The sequence below is a fragment of the Saccharopolyspora gloriosae genome (assembly GCF_014203325.1).
GTDB classification, from domain to species: domain Bacteria; phylum Actinomycetota; class Actinomycetes; order Mycobacteriales; family Pseudonocardiaceae; genus Saccharopolyspora_C; species Saccharopolyspora_C gloriosae.
Genome location: NZ_JACHIV010000001.1, coordinates 2,963,225 through 2,988,571 on the forward strand (window position 1 = coordinate 2,963,225; position 25,347 = coordinate 2,988,571).

21 protein-coding genes are annotated in these 25,347 nt (G+C 72.0%); 12 read left to right on the forward strand and 9 right to left on the reverse strand.

Going from position 1 to position 25,347, the window contains the following annotated elements; genetic code table 11:
• The first annotated feature begins 58 nt into the window (after positions 1 to 58).
• The 9 genes from BJ969_RS13120 to BJ969_RS13165 all read left to right on the forward strand — a co-directional run bounded on the left by BJ969_RS13120 (position 59) and on the right by BJ969_RS13165 (position 13,258).
• A complete protein-coding gene (locus BJ969_RS13120) occupies positions 59 to 1,735 on the forward strand; it encodes an MFS transporter (protein WP_184479216.1) in 1,677 nt (558 codons plus the stop codon).
• A 95-nt stretch (positions 1,736 to 1,830) separates the two neighbouring features.
• A complete protein-coding gene (fdh, locus tag BJ969_RS13130; RefSeq protein ID WP_246456788.1) occupies positions 1,831 to 5,133 on the forward strand; it encodes a formate dehydrogenase in 3,303 nt (1,100 codons plus the stop codon).
• 14 nt (positions 5,134 to 5,147) lie between these two features.
• Positions 5,148 to 6,044 carry a 4Fe-4S dicluster domain-containing protein gene (locus tag BJ969_RS13135; protein WP_343071375.1) on the forward strand — a complete coding sequence of 299 codons (897 nt, stop codon included), beginning with the start codon at positions 5,148 to 5,150 and terminating at the stop codon, positions 6,042 to 6,044.
• Positions 6,044 to 6,979, forward strand: a complete 936-nt coding sequence (gene nrfD, locus BJ969_RS13140; RefSeq protein WP_184479220.1) for an NrfD/PsrC family molybdoenzyme membrane anchor subunit — start codon at positions 6,044 to 6,046, stop codon at positions 6,977 to 6,979. Before BJ969_RS13135 ends, nrfD begins: the two co-directional genes overlap by 1 nt.
• A gap of 295 nt (positions 6,980 to 7,274) precedes the next feature.
• Complete coding sequence (locus BJ969_RS13145; RefSeq protein WP_184479221.1) at positions 7,275 to 7,976, forward strand: ABC transporter ATP-binding protein; 702 nt, start codon at positions 7,275 to 7,277, stop codon at positions 7,974 to 7,976.
• Entirely contained in the window at positions 7,973 to 10,330 is a 2,358-nt protein-coding gene (locus BJ969_RS13150) for an FtsX-like permease family protein (protein WP_184479222.1), read from the forward strand. Before BJ969_RS13145 ends, BJ969_RS13150 begins: the two co-directional genes overlap by 4 nt.
• Before the next feature lie 533 nt (positions 10,331 to 10,863).
• The gene (locus BJ969_RS13155) at positions 10,864 to 11,058 is read left to right on the forward strand and encodes an MYXO-CTERM sorting domain-containing protein (RefSeq protein ID WP_184479223.1); all 195 of its coding nucleotides are present in this window, start codon (positions 10,864 to 10,866) and stop codon (positions 11,056 to 11,058) included.
• A 56-nt stretch (positions 11,059 to 11,114) separates the two neighbouring features.
• Complete coding sequence (locus tag BJ969_RS13160) at positions 11,115 to 12,536, forward strand: MurT ligase domain-containing protein (protein ID WP_184479224.1); 1,422 nt, start codon at positions 11,115 to 11,117, stop codon at positions 12,534 to 12,536.
• Positions 12,533 to 13,258 (forward strand): type 1 glutamine amidotransferase, encoded by a 726-nt coding sequence (locus BJ969_RS13165; RefSeq protein WP_184479225.1) that lies wholly within the window; start codon positions 12,533 to 12,535, stop codon positions 13,256 to 13,258. Before BJ969_RS13160 ends, BJ969_RS13165 begins: the two co-directional genes overlap by 4 nt.
• Here BJ969_RS13165 and murJ read toward each other — a convergent pair whose 3' ends face one another.
• On the reverse strand, positions 13,259 to 14,878 hold the full coding sequence (murJ, locus tag BJ969_RS13170) for a murein biosynthesis integral membrane protein MurJ (protein WP_184479226.1): 1,620 nt from the start codon (positions 14,876 to 14,878) through the stop codon (positions 13,259 to 13,261).
• A gap of 157 nt (positions 14,879 to 15,035) precedes the next feature.
• Here murJ and BJ969_RS13175 point away from each other — a divergent pair, with 157 nt between their 5' ends.
• Positions 15,036 to 15,512 carry a YkvA family protein gene (locus BJ969_RS13175; protein ID WP_184479227.1) on the forward strand — a complete coding sequence of 159 codons (477 nt, stop codon included), beginning with the start codon at positions 15,036 to 15,038 and terminating at the stop codon, positions 15,510 to 15,512.
• A gap of 7 nt (positions 15,513 to 15,519) precedes the next feature.
• Here BJ969_RS13175 and BJ969_RS13180 read toward each other — a convergent pair whose 3' ends face one another.
• Together BJ969_RS13180 and BJ969_RS13185 are read right to left on the reverse strand one after the other, a co-directional pair.
• Positions 15,520 to 15,954 (reverse strand): DoxX family protein, encoded by a 435-nt coding sequence (locus tag BJ969_RS13180; RefSeq protein WP_184479228.1) that lies wholly within the window; start codon positions 15,952 to 15,954, stop codon positions 15,520 to 15,522.
• A 164-nt stretch (positions 15,955 to 16,118) separates the two neighbouring features.
• Positions 16,119 to 17,276, reverse strand: a complete 1,158-nt coding sequence (locus tag BJ969_RS13185) for an acyl-CoA dehydrogenase family protein (protein WP_184479229.1) — start codon at positions 17,274 to 17,276, stop codon at positions 16,119 to 16,121.
• 146 nt (positions 17,277 to 17,422) lie between these two features.
• Between BJ969_RS13185 and BJ969_RS13190 the strand changes: the two genes are divergently transcribed.
• Entirely contained in the window at positions 17,423 to 18,148 is a 726-nt protein-coding gene (locus BJ969_RS13190; RefSeq protein ID WP_184479230.1) for a TetR family transcriptional regulator, read from the forward strand.
• 154 nt (positions 18,149 to 18,302) lie between these two features.
• On the opposite strand, the gene BJ969_RS13195 is transcribed toward BJ969_RS13190, so the two are convergent.
• The 6 genes from BJ969_RS13195 to BJ969_RS13220 all read right to left on the reverse strand — a co-directional run bounded on the left by BJ969_RS13195 (position 18,303) and on the right by BJ969_RS13220 (position 24,085).
• Positions 18,303 to 18,464 carry a hypothetical protein gene (locus BJ969_RS13195; protein ID WP_184479231.1) on the reverse strand — a complete coding sequence of 54 codons (162 nt, stop codon included), beginning with the start codon at positions 18,462 to 18,464 and terminating at the stop codon, positions 18,303 to 18,305.
• A gap of 232 nt (positions 18,465 to 18,696) precedes the next feature.
• A complete protein-coding gene (locus tag BJ969_RS13200) occupies positions 18,697 to 20,205 on the reverse strand; it encodes an FAD-dependent monooxygenase (protein ID WP_184479232.1) in 1,509 nt (502 codons plus the stop codon).
• Between the two features lie 69 nt (positions 20,206 to 20,274).
• On the reverse strand, positions 20,275 to 20,889 hold the full coding sequence (locus tag BJ969_RS13205; protein WP_184485214.1) for an acyl-CoA-like ligand-binding transcription factor: 615 nt from the start codon (positions 20,887 to 20,889) through the stop codon (positions 20,275 to 20,277).
• Positions 20,890 to 21,196: 307 nt separating this feature from the next.
• The gene (locus BJ969_RS13210) at positions 21,197 to 22,789 is read right to left on the reverse strand and encodes an N-acyl-D-amino-acid deacylase family protein (RefSeq protein ID WP_343071377.1); all 1,593 of its coding nucleotides are present in this window, start codon (positions 22,787 to 22,789) and stop codon (positions 21,197 to 21,199) included.
• Between the two features lie 58 nt (positions 22,790 to 22,847).
• Positions 22,848 to 23,120: a DUF5703 family protein gene (locus BJ969_RS13215; protein WP_246456790.1), complete on the reverse strand. Its 273-nt coding sequence runs from the start codon at positions 23,118 to 23,120 to the stop codon at positions 22,848 to 22,850.
• Positions 23,117 to 24,085 carry a YncE family protein gene (locus BJ969_RS13220; RefSeq protein WP_184479233.1) on the reverse strand — a complete coding sequence of 323 codons (969 nt, stop codon included), beginning with the start codon at positions 24,083 to 24,085 and terminating at the stop codon, positions 23,117 to 23,119. Before BJ969_RS13220 ends, BJ969_RS13215 begins: the two co-directional genes overlap by 4 nt.
• Before the next feature lie 356 nt (positions 24,086 to 24,441).
• Here BJ969_RS13220 and BJ969_RS13225 point away from each other — a divergent pair, with 356 nt between their 5' ends.
• On the forward strand, positions 24,442 to 25,287 hold the full coding sequence (locus tag BJ969_RS13225) for an undecaprenyl-diphosphate phosphatase (RefSeq protein ID WP_343071378.1): 846 nt from the start codon (positions 24,442 to 24,444) through the stop codon (positions 25,285 to 25,287).
• Positions 25,288 to 25,347: the final 60 nt, after the last annotated feature.

The window sequence follows — 25,347 nt, forward strand, 5'->3', positions numbered from 1 at the left end:
GGCAGTCGTGACATAACGTGGACCGGCAAGCCCTACGCCTGTGAACAAGGAGAACGTCGTGTCCGGTTCCCACCCCGAGTCGGGCGGTGCGCATCCCGCCGCCGACGGCCCGGTCACCGAAGGCGAGCGCCGCGCCATCGCCGACGGCATCGACCTGCGGGTGTACCGCAGCCGCTGGGCCACCTTGCTGGTGCTGTGCCTGGCGCTGTCGACCACGATGCTGGCGAACACCTCCCTCGGCGTCGCGCTGCCGTTCCTGTCCCAGGACCTCGGCTCGTCGCTGTCTGACCAGCAGTGGTTCAGCAACGCCTACGCGCTGGTGTTCGCGGGACTGCTGTTCACCACCTCCACGCTCGCCGACCGCTACGGGCGCAAAGTGATGCTGCAGGCAGGCCTGATCCTGTTCGGGGCCGTCTCGCTGTACGTGTGGCTGTTCGTGGCCTCCAGCGCCGAGCTGATCGCCGCGCGCGGCCTGCTCGGCCTCGGCGCCTCGATGATCATGCCGGTGACGCTGTCCATCCTGACCAGCGTGTTCCCCAGCTCCGAGCGCACCAAGGCGGTCGGGGTGTGGGCCGCGGTCTCCGGTGCGGGAACCGCACTCGGCCCGGTGATCGCCGGGCTGCTGCTGGAATTCACCACCTGGCACGCCGTGTTCGCGATCAACATCCCCGTCGTGGTCGTCGCCGTGCTCGCCGGCATCCGGTACGTGCCGAAGAACGCTGGCAGCGCCGCACCCGTCGAAGGCGGTCACGGCGGCATCGACATCGGCGGCGCGATCCTGTCCACCGCGGGCATCACCGTCGTCGTCTACGGCCTCATCGACGCCCAGCACGTCGGCTGGACCGCCCCGCGCACCCTGATCATGGTCGCGGCCGGCCTCGTGCTGGTCGGGCTGTTCGTGCTGTGGGAGCGCCGCGCCACGGACCCGATGCTGGACGTGAACCTGTTCCGCAACGCCGGGTTCTCCTCCTCGGCGGTGGCGCTGACGCTGGTGTTCTTCGCGATGATCGGCGTGTTCTTCTCGCTGAGCCAGACGCTGATCCTCGTGTTCGGCTACTCGCCGCTGGGCTCCTCGGTGGCCATGCTGCCGATGTCGGTGATGATGGTGCTGGTCGCCCCGCAGGTCGCAGGCATCGTCGCCCGCTTCGGGCCGCGCGCCACCATCACCACCGGCCTGGTGCTCGCCGCCTGCGGCATGGCCGGGCTCAGCACGCTGACCGTGGACTCCGGCTACCTGAACCTGCTGCTGCCGCTGGCGCTGACCTCGGGCGGCATGTCGCTGGCGATGGCCCCGGCCACCGACCAGCTGATGGCGAACGTGCCGCGGGCGCGGGCGGGCATGGGCTCGGCCACCAACGACGTGACCCGCGAGGTCGGCGCCTCGCTGGGCGTCGCCGTGCTCGGCAGCGTCCTCGGCAGCGTCTACTCGACGCAGCTGGGGCCTGCCGTCGCCGGTCTCGCGCCGGAGGCCCAGGCGATGGCGAAGGAATCGCTGCCCGGCGGCCTGCAGGTCGCCGCCTCCCTCGGGCAGCAGGGCGCGGCCCTCGCCCAGGACGTCATGATGTCCTGGATGGGCGGCATGCGGTTCGCGAACCTCGCCGGTGCCGGGCTGATCCTGGCCGCCGCGCTGGTCGCCTGGATCTGGATGCCCCGCAAGGCCGCCCACACCGACGCCCCGGCCGACTCCGCCGCCGAACACGGCGACGACCGGCCCGCCGAGAACGTCGGCGGCTGACCGGCGAACACCACCGGCTTGCGTTGATCACGCGGCGGGTGTCCGATGGGAGACCACCGGGCACCCGCCGTCGTCGTCGCGGGAGGAGGTCGCCGATGCCGCAGTGGCTGAACTGGCCGCTGGTCCGCCAGCTCACCGGCTCCGACCCGCTCGGACGCGGCACCGCCGCCCGCTCCCGCCGCACCGAGGACCTCCGCGCCCGCACCGAGCAGGCCGACGAGGTCGTGCGCTCGGTGTGCCCGTACTGCGCGGTGGGCTGCGGCCAGCAGGTGTTCGTGCGCGACGGCGAGATCACCCAGATCGAAGGCGACCCGGACTCGCCCATCAGCCGCGGCAGGCTGTGCCCGAAGGGCTCCGCGAGCCGCGAACTGGTCACCTCGCCCGGCAGGCAGACCAAAATCCGCTACCGGCGCCCGCACGGCACCGACTGGGAGGACCTGGACCTCGACACCGCGCTGGACATGATCGCCGACCGCGTGCTCGCCACGCGCGACGCCACCTGGCAGCGAACCGACGATCAAGGCCGGACGCTGCACCGCACCATGGGCATCGCGAGCCTCGGAGGAGCGACCCTCGACAACGAGGAGAACTACCTCATGAAGAAGCTCTACACCGCCCTGGGCGCGATCCAGGTGGAGAACCAGGCGCGCATTTGACACTCCTCCACGGTTCCCGGTCTGGGGACCTCGTTCGGGCGCGGAGGGGCCACGACCTTCCTGCAGGACCTGGCCAACGCCGACTGCATCCTCATCCAGGGCTCCAACATGGCCGAAGCGCACCCCGTCGGATTCCAGTGGGTGATGGAGGCCAAGCGCCGCGGCGCGCACGTGATCCACGTGGATCCGCGGTTCACCCGCACCTCGGCCGTCGCCGACAAGCACGTGCCGCTGCGCGCGGGCAGCGACATCGCTTTCCTCGGCGGGCTGATCCACCACGTGCTGGAGCACGACGCCTACTTCCACGACTACGTCGTGAACTACACCAACGCGGCGATGATCGTCGGCGAGGACTTCGAGGACACCGAAGACCTCGACGGCCTGTTCTCCGGGTTCGACGCCACCGAAGGCGCCTACGACCCGGCGAGCTGGCAGTACGAGGGCACCGACGCCGTGCCCGCGGTCTCCGGGCACGGCCCGGAGACCGCACCCGGTGACTCCACCGCGCACGGCCGCGAACGGGCCAGCAGCGGACCCGAGCGCGCCGGCTCCGGCGGACCCGTCTACCACGGCCGCCCCGAGACGGACCCCACGCTGCGGCACCCGCGCTGCGTGTTCCAGCTGCTGCGCAAGCACTTCGCCCGCTACACCCCGGAGATGGTCGAGCAGGTCTGCGGCGTGCCCGCGGCGGACTTCCGGCACGTCGCCGAGGCGCTGACCGCGAACTCGGGGCGGGAGCGCACCAGCACCATCGCCTACGCCGTCGGCTGGACCCACCACACGGTGGGCGTGCAGTACATCCGGGCCGCGTCGATCCTGCAGCTGCTGCTGGGCAACGTCGGCCGGCCCGGCGCCGGAATCCTCGCGCTGCGCGGACACGCCAGCATCCAGGGCTCCACCGACATCCCCACCCTGTTCAACCTGCTGCCCGGCTACATCCCGATGCCGCACGCGCACACCGACCACGACCTCGACGCGTTCGTCGCCCAGGACGAGAGCGCGCGCGGCTACTGGGGCAACATGCGCTCCTACGTGGTGAGCCTGCTCAAGGCGTGGTGGGGTGAGACGGCGACCGCGGACAACGACTTCCGCTTCGGCGACCTGCCGCGGCTCACCGGCGATCACGGCAGCTTCCAGACCGTCGCCGACCAGATCGACGGCAAGGTCAAGGGCTACTTCGTCATCGGCGAGAACCCCGCGGTGGGCACCGCGAACTCCCGCCAGCAGCGGCTGGGGCTGGCCAACCTGGACTGGCTGGTGATCCGCGACCTCAACATGATCGAGACCGCCACGTTCTGGCGCGACGGCCCGGAGATCGACAGCGGCGAACTGTCCACAGCGGACATCGGAACCGAGGTGTTCTTCCTGCCCGCCGCCGCCCACACCGAGAAGGACGGCACCTTCACCAACACCCAGCGGCTGCTGCAATGGCACCACAAGGCCGTCGAACCGCGCGACGACCAGCGCAGCGACCTCTGGTTCTACTACCACCTCGGCCGCAGGCTCCGGGACAAGCTCACCCAACGGCAACCGCAGCGCAACGCCGAGCAGCGCGCCGACGACCGCGCGCTGCTCGACCTCACCTGGGACTACCCGACGCACGGTCCGCTCGACGAACCGAGTGCCGCGGCGGTGCTGCGCGAGATCAACGGCACCGACGCCACCGGCGCCGCGCTGCCCGGCTACACCGCGCTGGAACCGGACGGCTCCACCTCCTGCGGCTGCTGGATCTACAGCGGCGTGTTCGCCGACGAGACCAACCAGTCCGCCCGCCGCAGACCCGGGCGCGAGCAGAGCTGGGTCGCGCCCGAATGGGGCTGGGCGTGGCCCGCGAACCGGCGCACCCTCTACAACCGCGCCTCCGCCGACCCGCAGGGCAGGCCGTGGAGCGAGCGCAAGGCCTACGTCTGGTGGGACGCCGGCGCGGGGGAGTGGACCGGGCACGACGTACCCGACTTCGACAAGGCCAAGCACCCCGGCTACCGGCCCGCCGACGACGCCACCGGACCCGCAGGCATCGCGGGCACCGACCCGTTCATCATGCAGAGCGACGGCCGCGGCTGGCTCTACGTCCCCGCCGGACTCGTCGACGGGCCGCTGCCCGCGCACTACGAACCGCAGGAATCACCGCTGGCCAACCCGCTGCACGACCACCAGCAGCGCAACCCCGCCCGCCAGACCTACCAGCGCCCCGAGAACCGCTACCAGCCCAGCGGATCCGAACCCGGCGCCGAGGTCTACCCGTACGTGTTCACCACGTTCCGGCTCACCGAGCACCACACCGCGGGCGGCATGAGCCGCTGGCTGCGCCACCTCTGCGAACTCGCCCCCGCCATGTTCCTGGAGGTCTCCCCGGAACTCGCCGCCGAACGCGGGCTCGACCACCTCGGCTGGGCCACCGTCGTCACCGCCCGCAGCGCCATCGAAGGCCGGGTGCTGGTGACCCGCCGGATCAGGCCGCTGCGCTTCGGCGACCGCACCCTGCACCAGATCGGTCTGCCCTGGCACTGGGGACCGAACGGGATCACCACCGGCGACGCCGCGAACGAGCTGATCGGCGTGTCCCTGGACCCCAACGTGCACATCATGGAGACCAAGGCGGGCACCTGCGACATCCGGCCCGGCCGCCGCCCGCGCGGACCGGCGCTCGCCGCCTACGTCGCCGCATACCGCAGGCGCGCGGGCATCACCGAACGCACCGGAACCGAACACGCCGACGACCCCCGCGAAAGCGGGCGATGAGAAGGGAGCGACGCGTGGCCGACCGGACCGAGCAGCACCGCCTCAGCGGCCCGCTGGCCGACCCCGCCGCCGACGCCGGGTACACCGAACACCCCGAGCGCGTCGGGTTCTTCACCGACACCAGCGTGTGCATCGGCTGCAAGGCCTGCGAAGTCGCGTGCAAGGAGTGGAACCTGCTGCCCGAGGACGGCCTGGAGCTCACCGGCATGTCCTACGACAACACCGGGGACCTCGGCGCGAGCACCTGGCGGCACGTCGCGTTCGTCGAACAGGAGGTCACCACCACCGACCTCGGCCTGCCCGGCATGGCACCACCCGGCGAGGACGCCGCCCACGAAGCGGGCGGCGTGCGGTGGCTGATGTCCTCCGACGTGTGCAAGCACTGCACCCACGCCGCCTGCCTCGACGTGTGCCCGACCGGTGCGCTGATCCGCACCGAACACGGCACCGTGTTCGTCCAGGACGACATCTGCAACGGCTGCGGCTACTGCGTGCCCGCCTGCCCCTACGGGGTGATCGACATCCGGCCCGGCGACGGCGGCGCGTTCAAGTGCACGATGTGCCAGGACCGGCTCGGCGCCGGGCTCGCCCCGGCCTGCGCCACGGCGTGCCCCACCGAGTCCATCCAGTTCGGGCCGCTCGACGAACTGCGCGAACGCGCCGCGCTGCGCGTCGACGAGCTGCACGGACGCGGCGAGACCGGTGCGCGGCTCTACGGCCACGAACCCGACGACGGCGTCGGGGGAGACGGCGCCTTCTTCCTGCTGCTCGACGAACCCGAGGTGTACGGACTGCCACCGGACCCGGTGGTGACCACCCGGGACCTGCCGTCGATGTGGCGCCACGCCGGGGCCGCAGCCGGTGCGGCGGCGGCCGTCATCGCGGCCTGCTTCGTCGGAAGGCGCCGGTGATGGGCCGGCGCAGGGGCAAGGGCCGCGGCGAATCGATCGTGCCGGACGCGGAGTTCCGCTCCTACTACGGCCGCCAGATCATCAAGACCCCTACGTGGAAGGTGCCCGACGTCCCGGCCTACCTGTTCCTCGGCGGCCTCGCCGGAGCCTCCGCCACCATGGCGGCGCTGGCGGACCTGACGGGACGGCCTCGACTGCGCGGAGCCGGGCGGCTGGCCGCGGCCGCCGGAGCGGGCGCCAGCGTCATCGCGCTCATCCACGACCTGGGCAGGCCCGCCCGGTTCCTGCACATGCTGCGGGTGTTCAAACCGACCTCGCCGCTGAGCGTCGGCTCCTGGATCCTCGCGCCGTTCTCCGGGGTCGCCGCCGCAGCCGCCGCCAGCGAGGTCACCGGGCTGCTACCCGGACTCGGCAGGCTCAGCGGACTCGTCTCCGGGCTGGTGGCGCCCGCGATGACGACCTACACGGCGGTGCTGCTCGCCGACACCGCCGTGCCCGGCTGGCACGAGGTGCACCGGGAACTGCCGTTCGTGTTCGCGGGCAGCGCCGTGTCCACCGCGGGCGGTCTCGCGCTGCTGAGCGTTCCCGTCGGCGAAGCGGGCCCCGCGCGGCGCATGGCGGTCGCGGGCGCGGTGCTGGAGCTGGGCGCGGAGGAACTCATGCTCCGCGACGCCGGGCTCGTCGCCGAGGCCTACCGCACGGGCACACCGGGCGCGGTGCTGCGCGCGGCGAAGGCGCTGACCTGCGTGGCAGCGGTCGCGACCGCGGTGGCGGGCCGGGACCGGCGGGTCGCGGCGGTCGCGGGGCTGTGCCTGGGAGTCGCCGGTGCCGCCACCCGCTACGGCATCTTCGAAGCCGGCCGCGTCTCGGCGCGCGACCCGAAGTACACGGTCGTCCCGCAGCGGGAACGGCTCGCCCGCACCGAATCCGAGTGATCTCGCGAAACCGCCCGGACCGCACCGCAGCGCCGTGTAGGGTTCGCCCATGCTTGATCGGCCGGAGCCCGTCGACCGGCCACGCCGGTGCTCACGACGTGCCCTCGGGCCGATCCGCGCGGTAGCGGCCGATCGCTTTCGCACAAGGGGAATCCCTACCGGTGTCCCGAACCGGCCGTGGAGCCGCGGACGCCGTCGTAGCGTGGGGCGTCCCGCACGCCCGGCCGCGCGCGGGACGTGACCGTCTTCGACCGGCGGCAGGCCCGACACGTCAGTTCGCACGAGGAGAATCACCATGACCGCCGCGTCGAGGTCCGGGACCGAATCGATGCTCACCGGCACCGACCTGGTCTGCTCTTTCGGACCCACCCCAGCGCTGCGCGGGGCCGAGCTCGCGGTCGACGCCGGTGAGGTCGTCGCCGTCGTCGGCGCGTCCGGCTCCGGGAAGTCGACGTTGCTGCACTGCCTGGCCGGCGTGGTCCCCCCCGAATCGGGCACGGTCCGCTTCCGCGGCCGCGACGTCACCGCCATGACCGACGACGAGCGCAGCGCCCTGCGGCGCAGCGAATTCGGCTTCGTGTTCCAGTTCGGCCAGCTCGTCCCCGAGCTCAGCGTGCTGGAGAACATCGCGCTGCCGCTGCGGCTCAACGGCGTCGCCCGCCGCAAGGCGGAAGCCCGCGCCCGCGACTGGGCGGAGAAGCTGGAGGTGGCCGGGCAGTCCGACAAGCGCCCCGGCGAGATCTCCGGCGGGCAGGGACAGCGCGCCGCGCTGGCCCGCGCCTTGGTGGCCGACCCCGCGGTGATCTTCGCCGACGAGCCGACCGGCGCGCTCGACTCCGTCGGCGGTGAACAGGTGATGCGGCTGCTCGCGGAGACCGCCGCCGAATCGGGCAGCGCCGTGGTCCTGGTGACCCACGAGGCCAGCGTCGCCTCCTACGCCGACCGGGAGGTCGTGATCCGCGACGGCCGGACGCTGCTGGAGGAGACCGCACGATGAGCAGGCTGCGCACCTGGGCCGCCGACCTCGTCCTCGGTGTCCGGCTCGCCATCGGCGATCGCCACACCCCGTGGGGGCGCCTCGCGCTGATGACCGTCGGCGTGGGCATCGGCGTCACGGTCCTGCTGGCCAGCGCGGGGCTGCCGACGTGGCTCGACAACAGGGACCAGCGCTTGGCCGAGCGTGCCATGCCGGCCACCTCCAGCGTGACCGCCGAGACCCCCGCCGCGGTGCTCGGCATGAACGGATCGACCTCGTTCCACGAACATTCGATCCAGGGCAGGCTGCTGCAAGCACAACGCCCGGACGCGCCCGTGCCCCCGGGCTTGGACCGCGTGCCCGGTCCGGGCGAGCTGGTGGTGTCCCCGGCGCTCGGGGAACTGCTCGCCCAGCCCGAGTCCGAACTGCTGCGGCAACGACTGGCCGGGCACGTCGTCGGCCACATCGGCGACGCGGGCCTGCTCGCTCCCGGCGAGCTGTACTACTACGCGGGCACCACCGGCCTGACCGAGTGGAACGCGACCTACCGCGTCGACGACCACTTCGGTGAGCGCCGCGACAACGACGGCATGTCGCAGGACGCCTGGCTGCTGTGGATGACGGGCATCTGCGTGCTGCTCGTACCGGTGATCGTGTTCGTGGTGAGCACGGCCCGGCTCGCCGAAGCCGCCCGGCAGCGGCGGCTCGCCGCCCTCCGGCTGGTCGGCGCGGGTGCCTGGCAGGTGCGCCGCATCGCCTCCGGGGAAAGCCTCGTCGGAGCGCTCGCCGGGGTCGTCGCGGGCTGGGCGATGTTCCTGGGCGTTCGCGCGGTGGCGGGGAACGTGGAGGTGGCCACCAACTCCGTCTCCACCCAGGACCTGTCCCCGGTGTGGTGGCTCGCCGTCCTGATCAGCATCGGGGTGCCCGTGATGACGGTGGTCCTGTCGCTGGCGTCGCTGCGCGGCGCGGTCGACGACCCGCTGCGCTGGGTCCGGCAGGGCATGCCCGTGCGGCGACGGCTGTGGGTGCGTTGCGTGCCGCTGGTCGCCGGCGTCGCGTTGATCGGCCTGACCGCCGCGATGCGCTGGACCAACGACGGGCTCTTCGTGTACATGCTGGTCAGCGCGGTCACGTTGATCCTCGTGTCGGTGCCGCTGCTGCTGCCGTGGACCGTGGACGCGCTGGCCCGCTCGTCGAGCGGGGGCCCGGTGGCCTGGCAGCTCGCGGTGCGCAGGCTGCACTTCACCAGCGGTACCGCCGCTCGTTCGGTCAGCGCCATCGCAGTGGTGGTCACCGGCGTGATCGGCCTCCAGACCCTGATCGCTTCCGTGGAGGCGACGGTGGGGGAGGACCGGGCGGTGCCGCTGCCGACTCCGGGGATCACGGTGTCGGCCCAGGAGGACCTGCAGGGCCGTGACGGGCTCGCGTCCGCGCTCACCGAGATCAGCTCGCTGCCCGGCGTCCACGCCGTGGTCGGCGGGCACTCCGCGAGCCTGACGTCCGGCGACGAGTCGCCGCATCGCTCGGTGGCGATCGCGGACTGCGCCACCATCGCCCGCGACACCGAGCTCGAGCCCGAGGAGTGCGCGGACGGAGCGGCGTACCGCACCGCGACCGGACGTGGTGAGAACGTCCAGGGAGATGGGGCTGATCGACCGCTGCGCGAGGGCGAGCTGTTCGAGATCTTCGGTCGCGGCTCCCAGGCCACCGGGCCGGGCACGGTGGCCTGGCAGGTGCCGCCGCACCAGGACATCGAGGAGCCGACCGACGACCTGAAGTCCGCGGACCTCGTGCTCACACCCGCCGCGGCCGTCGGCATCCCGATGGACATGCGCTCGGTCTGGCTGGACATCGAGACCGATGGCCCGGTCGCGCCGGAACTGCTGGAGTCGGTGCGCAACGTGGTGGCCGCGAACCTGACCGGCGGATCGGTCAACACCTCCTACAGCGACCAAAACCTGACCGAGACCGTAGAGCAGATCCGCGCGGTCAAGCACGCGCTGCTGCTCGGAGCGCTGGTGACGTTCTCCCTCATCGGGTGCAGCCTGCTGGTCACCGCGATCGAGCAGATCCAGGAGCGGACCCGGCCGATGGCGGTGCTCGGGGCCGTCGGCGCCCGGCGCAGCACGCTCGTGTGGTCGGCGTTCCTGCAGAACGCGGTGCCGATGCTGCTCACTGCGGTGCTCGCGGTGCCGATCGGGCTGGGGCTGGGGACGTTGCTGATCGTGACGCTGTTCCGGATCTACCCGGTGTTCGACCTGGCGGGGATGGGCGTGGTGCTCAGCTTCGCCGCCGTGTCGGTCCTGGTCGTGACCGCGCTGACCGCTCCCGCGCTGTCCCGCGCCATGAGCTCGGAAGGCCTCCACACCGAGTAATTCGCACGCAGTCCCTCCCTTTGCCGAGCGCCGCGCAAATTCTCTACAGTCACGATTCATTCAGTGTCGAGTGAAATTAACGCTCGACAGCAACAACCACACAACCGGCAACAGAGCAGAAAAGCACGCGCTACTTCAGGCGCCTGCGGCGCAGGTCGGAACGGACGTCCCACACCGTCCACCAGACGCCGGCCAGCGCCACCGCGCCCAACAACAACAGCAGCAGGTACTGGGCCATCGCAGAACTCCCGGAAAGGCCTCGGAGAGAGCGCCGGCGGACTCGGTCGCAGCCGCGCCGCGGGCACCGCGTCCGGTGGTCTCGGCACCTGACGCGGCTCCGAGCCTAGTGAGGTTCGCCTCCTGATCGCCGGACGAGCGCACCCGCCCGCGATCACCACGGACGACCGGATCGGGCAGCCCGGCCGGGTGACGCCCCGGCATGTCCGCCCCGGTCCGTGACCGCCGGACTCGGACGATGGTGGGTCGCCGGGCAACGAACTCGACCGACCCGGGGATGGAGGTGCTTCGCAGTCATGTCCCCCGCGCACCAGGTGGTGTTGGCCGAGGCGATGAGCACGCACGGCGAAGTCGGCGCGATGACCTTGACCGCCGGTGGCCTGCTCGGATTCGTCGCGCTGTATCGCCGACGGCGGGCCACACTGTCGAAGCGGCGGGCGAGGGTGGTGAGCAGGTCGGACCTGGCCGACCCCCTGGTCCCGCGGCAGTGAGGTGACGCCGGCGACCGGCCACCGCACCACCGCTGTTCGTCAAGGGGGAGTGACGAATGACCGGAACCAGAAGGGACGGCGAACGGGCGACGGAGCAGGGCGAGGCCGACGGGGATCGGGCCGCGGCGGGCGGAGCGACGACGCCGCGGCCTCGTGAAGCCGAAGGCCCGCCGACGTCACCCGACCCGTCCGCGCCGACCGAGCCGATCTCGCCGTGGCGGGTGATCGCCCCGCCGCGCCCGGCACCACCGGCACCGGGCGGCCCGCTGCGCACGTCGCTGGCGCTCGGCGCCGGACGGGTCGTGGCGAGCATGTCGCGCCGGCTGCGCTTGGGCAGCGGCGGCATGATCGGCGGCAGGCTCGCGCTGAGCCTGCAACCCGGACTGCTCGCCAAGCTCGCCGCGGGCCGCCGGATCGTCATGATCACCGGGACCAACGGCAAGACCACCACGACCGCGCTCGTCGCTGAAGCGCTGCGCAGCCGAGGCGCGGCCACCAGCAACGTCACCGGGGCCAACATGCTCGACGGGCACGTGGCGGCGCTGATGACCGACCTGTCCGCGCCGTTCGCCGCGCTGGAGGTCGACGAGCTGCACCTCGCGCAGGTCACCGCGGAGTTCGCCCCCTCGGTGATCCTGCTGCTCAACCTCAGCCGGGACCAGATGGACCGGGTCGGCGAGATCCGCACCGTGCAGCGCAGCCTGCGCACCGCCCTGGAACGGGCACCGCAGACCCGGGTGGTGGCCAACCGCGACGACCCGAACATCGTCTCCATCGGCGCCGGGCACCCGTCGGTGACCTGGGTGTCCGGTGGCGCGCGGTGGACGCACGACGCGCTGAACTGCCCGCGCTGCGGAGCGTTCCTCACCGACCTCGACGGGCCCTGGCACTGCGAATGCGGGCTCTCGCGCCCGGACGCCGACTGGACGGTCACCGAGACCGGCGTGATCGGCCCGGACGGCGTGGAACACCCGCTGGACCTGGCGCTTCCCGGCCACGTGAACCGGATCAACGCGACGTTCGCCGTGGCGGCGGCCGCCGAGCTCGGCTGCGACCCCGCCGAAGTGCTGCGCCGCGTCGCGGACCTGCGCCAGGCCAGCGGGCGCTACTCGACGGTGCTGCTCGACGACCGGGTCGTGCGGTTGCTGCTGGCGAAGAACCCGGCGAGCTGGCTGGAGATGCTCGACCTCGTCTCCGGGCACGACCGCCCGCTGATCCTGGCGGTCAACAGCAGGGAAGCCGACGGCTACGACGTGTCGTGGCTGTGGGACGTGGACTTCGAGGCGCTGCGGGGGAGGTCGGTGCTGGTGACCGGGGACCGGGGATTGGACCTGGCGGTGCGGCTGCGGTACGCGGGGGTGTCCTGCGAGGTGACCGCCACCGCGCAGGACGCGCTGGTCCGCAGCGGGCCGGAACCGGACGTGGTCGCGAACTACACCGCGTTCCGCGACCTGCTGGCCCGGAGCGTGGCCCGATGAGCGGCGAGGGCGTGCGGATCGCGCTGGTGCTGCCGGACCTGCTGGGAACCTACGGGGATCGCGGGAACATGCTGGTGCTGGAGCGGCGGCTGCACTGGCGGGGCATCCCGTCGGAGACGGTCACCGTGCTGTCCTCCTCCGCGTCGGTGCCCGACTCCTGCGACGTGTACCTGCTCGGCGGTGGTGAGGACGTGGCGCAGACCGCGGCGATGCGGGTGCTGTCCCGATCGCCGGGCCTGCAGCGCGCCGCGGCGCGCGGTGCTCCGGTGCTGGGGATCTGCGGTGGCCTCCAAGTGCTGGGCACCGAGTTCACGACCGGTGACGGGGTGCGCCACGAGGGGCTCGGGCTGGTCGACGCGGTCACCGAACCCGCGGGGGAGCGGGCGATCGGCGAGGTGACCACGGACTGCCTGCTCGCCGGGGTCGGCATGCTCACGGGTTTCGAGAACCACCTGGGCCGGACCCGTCTGGGTTCGGGGTCGATGCCGTTGGGGCGGGTCACCCGCGGGATCGGCAACGGCCCCGACCGCGCGGAGGGCGTGGTGCGCGGGCACGTGGTGTGCACCTACCTGCACGGGCCGATCCTGGCGCGCAATCCGGCGCTGGCGGATCTGCTGCTGGGCTGGGCGGTGGGGGCTCCGCTGCAGCCGATCGCCGAACCGGAGGAGCTCGCCGCGCTGCGCGTGGAGCGCAGCAGGATGCGCGCGCGCAACCCGAAGTGATCAGCGGCGGCGCTGCAGGGCGGCCCGGACTGGTTCCATCTCCGGGGCTTTGACCAGCAGCAGGCCGCCGAAGCTGACGGCGAGCACGACGACGCCGTCGACGACGAGCGTGAGCCAGGCACCGGCGATCACTCCGGTGGTGCCGAGCGCGGCGCTGAGGGCGGCGTCGGCGGCGACGGCGCAGCAGCATGCCACGGCGGTGACGGCGAGCGCGCGCAGGATGCTGAGCCCGGTGCGGCGGGTGCGGATGCCGCCGACCCGGGCGCTGAGCCAGAGCTGCCCGACGAGGGCGCCGACGACGAAGCTCAGCGACATGGCCAGCGCGACGCCCACCACGAGGTCCTGCGGATCGGTGGTGGCGAGGAACAGGTAGCACAGCGCTGCGCGGAAGCCGACCATGATCAGGTTGATGACGGTCGGGGTGCGGGCGTCCTTCATCGCGTAGAAGGCGCGCAGCTGCAGCATGGTGATCGCGAACGGCACGATGCCCAGCGCGCACACGCCGATGGTCGCGCCGAGCCGGTCGGCGGCGGCGATGCCGTTGTTGCCGAGCGAGAAGAACGCGATGCCGAGGGAGCCGCCCGCGACCAGCATCAGCGCGCTGATCGGCAGCAGCAGCACCGCGCTCATCCTGGTTCCCAGGGAGAGGTCGGCGACGAACTCGCGGGAGTCCGGGTCGGTCGCGGAGCGGCTGATGCGCGGCATGAGCGCCGTCAGCAGGGACACGCCGAGCACTCCGTAGGGCACTTGGGACAGCAGCCAGGCGTAGGTGAAGGTGGCGACGCTGCCTTCGGTGCCCTGCGCGCCGACCCGGGTGGTGACGATCATGCCGAGCTGGCTGATCAGGGTGTAGAGCACGACCCAGCCGGCGAGCGAGGCGAACTCGCCGAGCCGGTGGTCCCAGCCCCACCGCCAGCGGTATCGGAACCCGGTGCGGCGCAGCGCGATGGCGACCACGAGGCTCTGCGCGACGATGCCGAGCGCGGTGCCGATGCCGAGGACCAGCAGCTTCGGTTCGCCCATGCGCACCGGGTCGAGCGAGATGGTGCCGGGCAGCAGCACGAACACTCCGGCGGTGGCGAGCACGACGACGTTGTTGAGCACCGGTGCCCAGGCGGGCGGTCCGAACACGTGCCGCGCGTTGAGCACCGCTGAGAGCAGCGCGGACAGGCCGTAAAAGAGGATCGCGGGCAGCAGCAGGTAGGCGAACGCGGTGGTCAGCGCGGTGTTCGCGCGGGTGTCGGCGCCGAGGTAGAGGGCGGTGAGCAGGGGAGCGGTGGCCACGGCCAGGACGGTGGCGCCCGCCATGAGCACCCCGCCTGTGGTGATCAGCCATTGCGCGTAGGACTCGCCGTCGCGTTCCCCGCGTTGCTGCGCCCGCACGAGCAGCGGGACGGCGACGCTGGTGAGCACACCGCCGAGCAGGAGTTCGTTGACGACGGTCGGCAGGGTGTTGGCGACCGTGTAGGAGTCGTTGACCATGCCGAGTCCGAGGACGGCGACCAGCACGACCTTCGCGGCCAGGCCGGTGATGCGGCTGACGATGGTGGCGATGGCCATCGTGCCGCCCGCCCGTGCCAGCGACGGCGGCCGGCGTGCTGATTCGGCCTGTTCGACCACGGTGCCCCCAACCGTCCCCTGATCCGTGCCCTCGGCGACTGTGGCACGGATCAGGCAGGCCCGCGTCCCGGTTCACCGGGCGGGTGAGGCCGGTGGCGGTTCGTGACAGGCTGGTGGCCGTCCGCACGATCGTCGGTGCGGCGGAGAGGTGTGCGCCATGATCGCCGTGGGTGGAGTGCTCGTGCTGGCGGGCTTGATCACGCTCGTGGTCGGGGACTGGAGCGGGCAGTGGTGGTTGCTGCCCGGTGGCCTGATCGCGGCCGGGATCGGGGTGCTGGTGGCCGGGGTGGTGGCGCGGGTGCGCCGCAGGCTCGCCCCGCTGCGGGCGGCTCGCCGGGTCGCGTCGTCGGCTCCCGGCACGGGTGGGCCGGTGCAGCGGCTGCGCGCGATCCCGTCGATGATCGCGGCGCCGTGGCGCGGTGGGGAGGCGGCGGTGCCGCGGTACCAGACGGTGCTGTGGCTGGCGGGGGTGCTGTACTTGATCTGGCCGCTCGACGTGATCCCGGACCTGTTGCCGCTGGTGGGGATCACCGATGACATCGGGGTCGGTGCCTGGCTGGTCACGAGCCTCTACGCGGAGGCGGGCAACCAGATCGCCCGGCAGCGCGCGATCGGTGCCGCGGAGCAGGACTGACTCCTGGTCAGCGTCGGTCGCCCGCCGGGCTCGGTTCGCGGCGGGCGAAGCGGCTGAGCAGCCCGTGGTCGATCGACCAGCGCCCGCCGTTGAACCCGAGGGCGAGCGCGGCGACTCCGATGACCAGCACGAGTTCGTAGCCGTTGGGGCTGAACAGCCCGTAGGGCAGGTGCACGAACCAGGCCGCGCCGGCCATGAGCAGTGCGATGAGCACTCCGACGATCGGCAGCAGCAGGCCGAGGATGAGCAGCGCGCCGCCGACGATCTCGACGAGCACGGTGAACCAGGCGGCGATCGCGGGCAGCGGGATGCCCAGCCGCCCGAAGGCGTCGCTGATCATCGGCATGCCGAGCCCGAGGAACTTCTGCAGGCCGTGGGCGATGAGCACGATGCCGATGGCGAGCCGGGCGATGAAGGCGAACAGGTCTCGCGCGATGTCCATGAGCTCTCCCGGATGTCGCGGCGCTGGTGCGGCGTCGGAGAGGTGTCTGGGGGTTCCAGTGTGCGGGCGGGTTCGGCGGCGGGCATTCCAGGTCGGGCCACGCCTGTGGCCCCCGGCAATGCCGGGGGCCACAGGTTCGGGAGTGCTCGGATCGTCTCGCGGGGTCAGCCCTTGAGCAGCGCGCGGGCCATCACCATGCGCTGGATCTGGTTGGTGCCCTCGTAGATCTGGGTGATCTTGGCGTCGCGCATCATCCGCTCGACCGGGAAGTCGCGGGTGTAGCCGGCGCCGCCGAACAGCTGCACGGCGTCGGTGGTGACCTCCATGGCCACGTCGGAGGCGAAGCACTTCGCGGCGGCGGAGATGAACCCGAGGTTGCCCTCACCGCGCTCGGCGCGTGCCGCGGAGATGTAGACCATGTGCCGGGCGGCCTCGATCTTCATCGCCATGTCGGCGAGCATGAACTGCACGCCCTGGAAGTCGCTGATGGACTTGCCGAACTGCTTGCGCTCCTTGACGTAGTCGATCGCCGCGTCCAGCGCGCCCTGGGCGATGCCGATGGCCTGGGCGCCGATGGTGGGGCGGGTGTGGTCGAGGGTGCGCAGCGCGGTCTTGAAGCCGGTGCCGGGCTCGCCGATGATGCGGTCGCCGGGGATGGTGCAGTCCTCGAAGTAGAGCTCCACGGTGGGCGAGCCCTTGATGCCGAGCTTCTTCTCCTTCGGGCCGACCACGAAGCCCGGGTCGTCCTTGTGCACGACGAACGCGCTGATGCCGTTGGCGCCCTTGTCGGGGTCGGTCACGGCCATGACGGTGTACCAGCTGGACACGCCGCCGTTGGTGATCCAGCACTTGCTGCCGTTGAGGACCCAGTTGTCGCCGTCGCGGTGGGCGCGGGTCTTCATGGAGCCCGCGTCGGAACCGGCTTCGCGCTCCGACAGCGCGTAGGAGGCGGTGGCGTTGCCCGCGGCGAGGTCGCCGAGGACCTTCTTCTTGAGGTCCTCGGAGCCGGACAGGATGATCGGCATGGTGCCGAGCTTGTTCACCGCGGGGATCAGCGAGGACGAGGCGCAGACGCGGGCGACTTCCTCGATGACGATGCAGGTGGCGATGGAGTCGGCGCCTTCGCCGCCGTAGACCTCGGGCACGTGCACGGCGGCGAAACCGGCCTTGACCAGGGCGTCGAGCGCTTCCTGGGGGTAGCGCTCCTGCTCGTCGACGTCGGCGGCGTGCGGCGCGATCTCCTTCTCGGCGAGTGCGCGCACCGCTTCGCGCAGGGCGTCGTGCTCGTCGGCCAGCCGGTAGGTCTCGAAGTTCGGGTTCACCGCTTGCCTCCCGTCTCCAGCGTGCCGCTGGGGTCGTGGTGATCGCCGGATCCGGGTGCGCGGGCTGCTGCCGCGCCGCATCCTCGTTCGCCGGAATCCTAACGGCACGCAGTGCCACCTACAATCAGGGTGGGTATATTTCGGCCATGCCCGAGCAGCCCCGACCGCGAGCCGGTCGCACTCCGCAGGGACGTCGCCGGATCCGCGGCACGGTGTCGCTGGCGGCGCTGGACCTGTTCGCGGCCAACGGGTTCGAGGCGACCACGGTGGACCAGATCGCCGAGGCGGCGGGCGTCGGCAGGCGCACCTTCTTCCGGTACTTCCGGTCCAAGGAGGACGCCGTGTTCGGTGATCACGAGGAGCGGCTCGCCGACGTCGCGGAGTTCCTGGAGGGCGCCACCGGTGCCGAGGAGCCGCTGCTGGTGGTGAGCCGGGCCGCCGAGGAGGTGCTGGACACCTACCTCGCCGAACCCGAGGTGTCGCTGCAGCGCTTCGCGCTGACCCGGCAGGTGTCGTCGTTGCGGGACAAGGAGATCGCCAGCACCGACGGCTACCAGCGGGCGTTCGCCCGCTACCTGCGGGGCCGCTACGCCCACGAGCAGGACGGGGCGCTGCGGGCGGCGGTGGCCGCGGCGGCGATCGTGGCCGCGCACAACCAGGTGCTGCGGGAATGGCTCAAGAGCGGCGCGGAGCTCGACGCGCGCACCCGGCTGCGCGGAGCTCTGGCGGTCGTGCGCACCGGCCTGGCCTCGGCCTGGGAGGGCGCCGGTGAGGACGTCGTCGTCGGTGTCGTGCGCACCGGGGCACCCGCCGCGGCGGTGCTCAAACAGCTGGAGGAAGCGCTCCGGGGTCTGCCCGAGGCCGGCCGGTAACGGCACTTGGTGTCAACGCTCGCCGCGCGCTTCGGCACACCGCTGGAATCGCTGGAGCGGAACCGCGTGACGCAGTGCTGAGGAGAACGGACCGCCGAGCGGTGCGGGCTCGGCGGTCGTGAACCGATGCGTGCGGCCGGTGCGGCGCCGACGTTCAGTCGTAGCCGCGGATCAGGTGGCTCTCGTCGGTTTCTTCGAGGTCGTAGGGCCACGGCTGCCGGTGCTGTGCTGGGATGGCGGCTTCCGGCATGAGGGTGTGCACGCTCCCACTGGGGGAGTCGAGGGCGTCGGCCCGGTCTCGCTCGGCGGGTTCCACTGTCTGCTCCTAGTCCTTCGGGTCTCGGGAGGGTACGGCCGATGGTCCTGGGGAGTGGTGTAGATCGCACTCCCGCCACGCCGTCGATACCTTCAGTGCACCGGAATGGACCTCGATGGCTCGGATGTCCGTGGACGAGGAGCTGGAGCGCCCGCAGCGCTGGCCGGGACCGTCCCGGTTCGTCGCCCGCCACGGCCGACGTCGCCTTCGCGGAGCCCGGAGAGGGCCCGTTCTAGGCGTCGGCCGGGACGCCGAACCACCGCTCGACGGCGATGCGCAGCTCCTCCTGGTCGGGGCGAGCCTCCGATGACGCCCACACGACGTAGGAGTCCGGGCGGAGCAGCAGCGCGCTGACGTCGGTGTCCGCCGTGGCGCGCACGACCTCGATGCCGTCGGCGCGCAGGTCGCCGCGCTCGGAGAGGTCGATCAGCAGAGGCGTCCCGCCGCGGACCAGCTCGGCCAGGCGGACCGCCCCGCCGGCGGTGCGAAGGGTCAGATCGGGAGCGGGCCAGCCGGCGAGCGGATGGGCGCCGTCACCGACCGGGTGGCGCACGTCCGCGCCGGCGACGAGGTCGGCGAGGACCCGCACGACGTCCGATCGGGTGAGCAGCTCGCCGAACAGCCGACGCAGGCCGGTGATGTCGTCGCCGGGGGAGAGCAGCGCGGCCTGGGCCTGGGAGTACGTGATGGCGCGGTCGGCGATCGGGCGCCGCTCGGCAGCGTAGGTGTCGAGGACGTCGGCGCCGCCCCTGATCGCGGCCGCGAGCTTCCAGCCCAGGTTGATCGCGTCCTGCAAGCCGAGGTTGAGGCCGGTGCCACCGGCGGCGAACACGTGCGCCGCGTCGCCGACGAGGAAGACCCGGCCGTCCCGGTACCGGTCGGCGACCCGGGTGCTGCCGCCGTTGATCCGCCGCAGCACGTGCGGACCCTCGCCGGGCGGCGGCTCGATCGGCACCTCGACGCCGAGCACCCGGGTGATGCTGTCCCGCATCTCGTCGAAGGTCAGGGGCTCGCCGGAGGCGGGCTGGTCCCACTCGACGGTGGCGACCAGTGGCGGGAGGCCGGGCAGCGGCGCGTAGGAGAAGCCGCCGCGTGCGGTGCGGACGGGCAGGAACGGCAGCACCGGCCCGTGACCGGGCACCTCCAGCGCGCCCGTGGTCGGGTCGAGCCGATCGTGCGGCACGACGGCGTGCGCGGTGCGGCTCGTCGTGCGGTCGTAGGTGACACCGGGGAAGCCGATGCCCGCGGCCTTGCGGACGGGGCTGTGCGCGCCGTCCGCGCCGACGACGTAGCGCGTGCGCAGCTCGTAGTCCCGCCCGGCGGGGCCGCGGACGGTGAGCGCGACGCCGTCGTCGTCCTGGGCGAGACCGGTGAGCTCGTGGCCGCGGCGGATCTCGGCACCGAGTGCCGCGGCGCGTTCCGCCAAGACCCGCACGAGCGTCGACTCCGGTACCGGGAGGTTGTAGAGGGGGCTGTCGTCGAGCAGCCCGAGATCGAGCGGCATCGCGGCGAACATGAAGTAGCCGCTGTTGGGCTGCGGCGGGCCGGGCCGGTCGCTGAGCCGCTCGAAAAGCCCGCGGCGGTCGACCATCCGCACGACCTGCCCGACGAGACCGTTGGACCGGGGTTCCTCACTGGGCTCGGTCGAGCGTTCGAGCACGATCGGGCGGACACCGCCGAGCGCGAGCTCGCACGCGAGCATCATGCCGTTGGGTCCGCCACCGACGATGACCACGTCCATGATCGTCACTCCCTCGTTCCGGGCATGCTGGAGAGCCCGTCGAGCGGGCTCTTGTCGGCGGGTCGGGCGCTATCGGGGTTCGGGCAGCCCGGTTCGGATCTGGGCGAAGACCTCGCGCAGCAGGGACACCAGCGACCGGGTCGGGTCACGCGTCCAGTGCGCCATCGCCGTGGCGAGGCCGGTGCCGGTCACCGCGGCGACGACCTGCGGGTACAGGTCGGTGGTGTCGGCGCCGGTGCGGTCGGCGATGGCGGCGACCAGTTCGTCCTGCGATGTGAGCTGCGCGCGCTGCACCTCGTGCCGGATCGCGGGCTCGGCCAGCAGCCTCTGGAGCGCCGAGGTGTACCGCTGCTCGGCCGGGGAGGCGGTTCTGCCTTCCGGCGGCTCGAACTGCGCGAGGACCGCGTGGGTGACCGCGTCCCAGAGCGGTTCGTCAGCCGGGCGTTCCCGCAGCACCTCGACGATGCGGTGCCCGCGCTCGACGTGCGCTGCGACGACGGCTTCGGCCTTGCTCGTGAAGTAGTTGCGGAAGGTGCGCGCGGAGACGTTCGCCGCGGCGGCGATGTCGTCCACCGAAACGTCGTCGAACCCGCGCTCCAGGGCGAGCCGGATGGTGGCCTGGCTCAACGCGAGGCGGGTCTCGCGCTTCTTGCGCTCGCGCAGCCCGCCGTCCTCCATCACCATGACGCTCACGCTAGCCGAACTTTCCATAATTGCAAAGTTTCCATCGTGGAAAGTTTGGTGATGCACTGCGCTTCATCACTGCAGCGCGAGCGGCGACGGGTCCGCACCTGCGGGGCCATCGCAGGTGAGCTCTCCGTCCGCGCATCCCCGCCCTGAACAGCATCGCCGCAGACGGGCGATCCCTGGCGCCGCTGAGTTCCGACAGCGGCGATGCAACATGCTCATGCAATACTCGCAACAAGATCAGTGTCAGATGAAATCAACGCTCCAAGCGCAACACCTCACAACACAAGGCCAGGACGACGAGTCAGTGGCTCGGGGTGAGCCGTCGGCCGTTCCTGCCGCCCAGGTAGCGGCCGCGGTCGACCACGAGACGACCGCCCAGCCACACCCGCCGGATTCCGGCCGGCGGGTGGACGGGGTCGCGGTAGCCGCCGACGTCGCGCACGGTCGCGGAGTCGAAGGCGACGAGGTCGGCAACCTGACCGGGAGCGACGAGACCCCGGTTCGGGATGCGGAACGCCCGCGCGGGCAACGAGGTCATCTTGCGCACGGCCTCCGGCAGCGAGAGCAGGCCGAGGTCGCGGCAGTAGCGCCCGAGCACGCGCGGGAAGGTCCCGTGCAACCGCGGGTGCGGCTTGCCGCCGTTGCCGGGCGGCAGGCCGTCCGATCCGATCATGGTGTGCTCGTCGGCCAGCGCCTGGCGCAGATCGGTGTCCTGCATCGAGAAGTGGATCATCGCCACCCGGAGCCGTTCCCGCACGAGCAGGTCGGCGAGCACGTCGACCGGCCCGGTCGCCCGCTCGGCCGCGAGTTCGGCGAGCGTGCGGCCTTCGTCCTGGTGACCGGCGGTGGTGGCGACGAGGATGTCGTCCCAGTCGTCGCGCCCGCCGAGTTCCGCGCGCAGCTCGGCCCGCCCCGCCTTGCCGGACAGCCGGGCGATGAGGGTGTCGGGATCGGTGCCGAGGAAGTCGGCGGGCAGCAGTGCGGTGAGCATCGTCGAGGAGGCGGTGTAGGGGTAGACGTCCTGCAGGACTTCGGCTCCGGTGTGCCGGGCGCGGGCGATCCGGGTCAGCGCGGCCGCCATCGCACCCCAGTTGTCGCGCCCGGCGGCCTTGAGGTGGGACAGCTGGGTGCGCCCCGCGACCTGGCCGATGCGCAGCGCTTCGTCGATGGAGTCCTGCAGGTGGGCGCCTTCGTCGCGCAGGTGGGTGGCGTAGAGCCCGTCGCCGCCGAGGACTTCGGCCACGGCGGCGAGTTCGCGGGTGCTCGCGAACATCGCCGGCGGGTAGCCGAGTCCGCTGGAGAGGCCGAAGGCGCCCGCCGACATGCCTTCCTCCAGTGCGGCGCGCATGGCGTGCAGCGCCGTGTCGTCGGCAGGGCGGTCGGAGGTGCCGGTGGCGGCGATGCGCAGGCTGCCGTGCCCCACCAGGGGGCAGTGGTTGGTGACGTACCCGGCGGCGTCGGTGCGGGCGAACAGGTCCTGGAAGTTCGACCAGGTGAACTCGGTCGGCGGGAACAGGCGGCGCAGGAAGTCGCCGAGGGTGCCGGCGTGTGCGGTGCTGCGCGGGGCGAGGCTGAACCCGCAGTTGCCGACGACCTCGGTGGTGACGCCTTGCAGGATCTTGGTGGTGTCGTCCTCGGTGAGCAGCGGTGCGTTGTCGGCGTGGGAGTGGGCGTCGATGAAGCCGGGCGCGAGGGTGAGCCCGGTGAGGTCCTCGACGGCGCCGTGCGCGGGGAGGATGCCGGGCGGTTCGACGGCGGTGATGGTGCTGCCGGTGATCAGGACGTCGGCTTCGCGCGGGGCGGTGCCGGTGCCGTCGACGAGTCGCGCTCCGGTCAGGAGAACGGGGGGCAGGAGGACGGGGGTCAGGAGCGCGGGCGGCTCGGGTGCGGTCACGCGGGTCTCCTGGGGCGTCGGGTCGTCCCAGTGTGCCGGTGACCACCGGGGCCGGTCGTCAGGTGAGCAGTTCGGGGATGCCGGGGGTGCTGCGCCTGCGGCGCAGCCAGACCTTGCGGGTGCCGTCGGCGTAGAGCAGCACTCGCGACAGCTCCCAGCCGGAGAACTCGGCGTGGATGCTCAGCTGGGTGGCGGCGCTGGGCCGCGTGATGCCGGGAGGCAGCCGCAGCGGGCGGTATTCCCACTTGTCGTCGGTCCAGCCGACGTCCCGCACCCCGCCGGTGGCGGGGGCGGGCAGGGAAGAGGTTTCGGGGTCCTGTTCATCGCTCATGGCGTCACCACCTGTAGTCCTGCCCCGGTGGCCGAGGCGACGTAGACGCGCCCGGTGTCGGGGTCGACGGTCACGGAGTCGGGTTGCTCGACGGTGGGCATGCGGTGCACTTCGCGGGGCTCGCCGCCTGCGATGTCGTAGCCGACGAGTTCGTTGGTCGCGGTGAGGGTGATCCAGGCGAGGTCGCGGGCGGGGTCGTAGGCGAGGCCGTAGGGGGCGCCGGGGACGGGGTAGCGCTGTTTCATGATCAGCGGCTTGGTGTCGAACGCGAGGAGTTCCTCGCCGCGGGTGTCGACGGCCAGGACGCGGCCGTAGCGGTCGGCGGTGGTGCGGGTGGCGCCGGTGCCCGCGCGCAGGGCGGGTTGCTTGTCGCCGGTGGTGATGTCGATGGGCGTCAGCGAGGTGGTGAGGGTGTCGAGGACGTGGACTTCGCCGTTGAGGGTGAGCAGTTCGGCGGGGCGTTGGAAGCCGGTCGCTCGGGCGCCGCCGGGCAGGGCGATGGTGTTGTCCGCGCGCAGGGCGACGGCGAGTCCGCCGGGCACGGGGGTGGCGTCGAGGGGGCCGCCGGGGTAGCGGAGTTGTTCGGCGGTGGCGGTGGCCGGGTCGATGCGCGCGACGAGGTCGGCGTCGGGTTGGGGCGCGAGCAGGTGGCCGTCTGGCGTGGCGCGCAGCGTGGCGGGGGTGCCGGGCAGCTCGAGGGTGCGGGGCGGGCGGTTGAGGTCGCGGGTGTCGTAGAGGGACACGGTGCGCTCGTGCACGGTGGCGAGGATGCCCGGCAGGTAGGTGGTGAGGGTGGTGGGCGGTGCGGGCCGGACGTTGCCCGCGGGCGTGGTGGCCGCGCGGGGCGCGTGGGCGGGTTCGGCGGCCGTGAGGGTGTCGGTGACTTGCAGCGGGTCGTCGGCGCCGACGCTGCCGCAGCCGGTGAGCACGGTGGCGGTGATGCAGGCGGCGACCAGTCGGCGCAAGGGGTCCTCCATGTGCGTGCGCCCGTGGTTCGGGCGGTGGCCGCTCCAGGATTCCTGATTTGGTGTGGTGGTCGTCCGCCCACCCCCGGTGTGCGGGGGTAAACGTCCAGCATGGCATCGGCGGGTGGGGGTGGGCCAGGGGTTCGGGGGTGGCGTGGCGTTCACGGCGGGTTCGCCGAGTGTTCGTGTCGGCCGGTGGGGCGGGTGCGCAGTGGTGGGGGCGTGGTCGTCGCTGGTGGGTGGTGGGGCCGGGGTGGTCACGGGAGGGTGCGGGCGGTGTTGCAAGATTTGCGATCGAGGGGGAGGCGTTCGCCCCGGGTGCGTGGCCGGTGCGCGCCTTGTTCATCTCTCGAAATGTGCTGGAGTGGGTTCAGTTGTCGTGGTTGCAGGCCATGGTGCTCGCCGTGGTCCAGGGTCTGACCGAGTTCCTGCCGATTTCGTCGTCAGGGCATTTGCGGATCGTCTCGGAGTTGTTCTTCGGTGTGGACGCGGGTGCGTCGTTCACCGCGGTGACGCAGATCGGGACGGAACTGGCCGTGGTGATCTTCTTCGCGAAGGACATCGTGCGGTTGGTCGGAACGTGGTTCCGGGGTCTGGTGAATGCCGAGGTGCGGCGGACGCAGGACTACCGGTTGGCGTGGTTCGTGATCGTGGGCAGCATTCCGATCGCGGTTCTGGGGTTGTTGTTCCAGGACATGATCCGGGGCGCGTTGCGGAGCCTGTGGGTGACCGGGGCGATGCTGATCGTGTTCGGCGTGCTGCTGGGACTCGCTGAGCGGTTCGGCAGGCAGGTGCGGGCGCAGGACGAGCTCACGATGCGCGATGGCGTGCTGATGGGCTTGGCGCAGTCGTTGGCGTTGATTCCGGGCGTGTCCCGTTCCGGGGGTACGATCACCGCGGGCCTGTCGCTGGGGTTGACGCGGCCGACGGCGGTGCGGTTCTCGTTCCTGCTGGCGATTCCGGCGGTGTTCGCGGCGGGGCTCTCGGAGATCCCGCACGTGTTCGAGGGCGGTCCGGGTCTGCAGCCTTCGGGGGTGCAGATGATCGTGGCGACGGTCGTCGCGGGTGTGGTCGGTTTCGCCTGCATCGCGTGGTTGTTGCGGTTCGTGGAGCGCCACAGCGTGTACTTGTTCGTCTGGTACCGGATCGGGCTCGGTCTGCTGGTGTTCGCGTTGTTGGGCTTCGGTGTGATGCAGCCCTGATCTGCGGTTCGCCCGCGCGGCGGCCCGGTGCCCGGTGGCGCCGGGCCGCTGTGCTTTTCG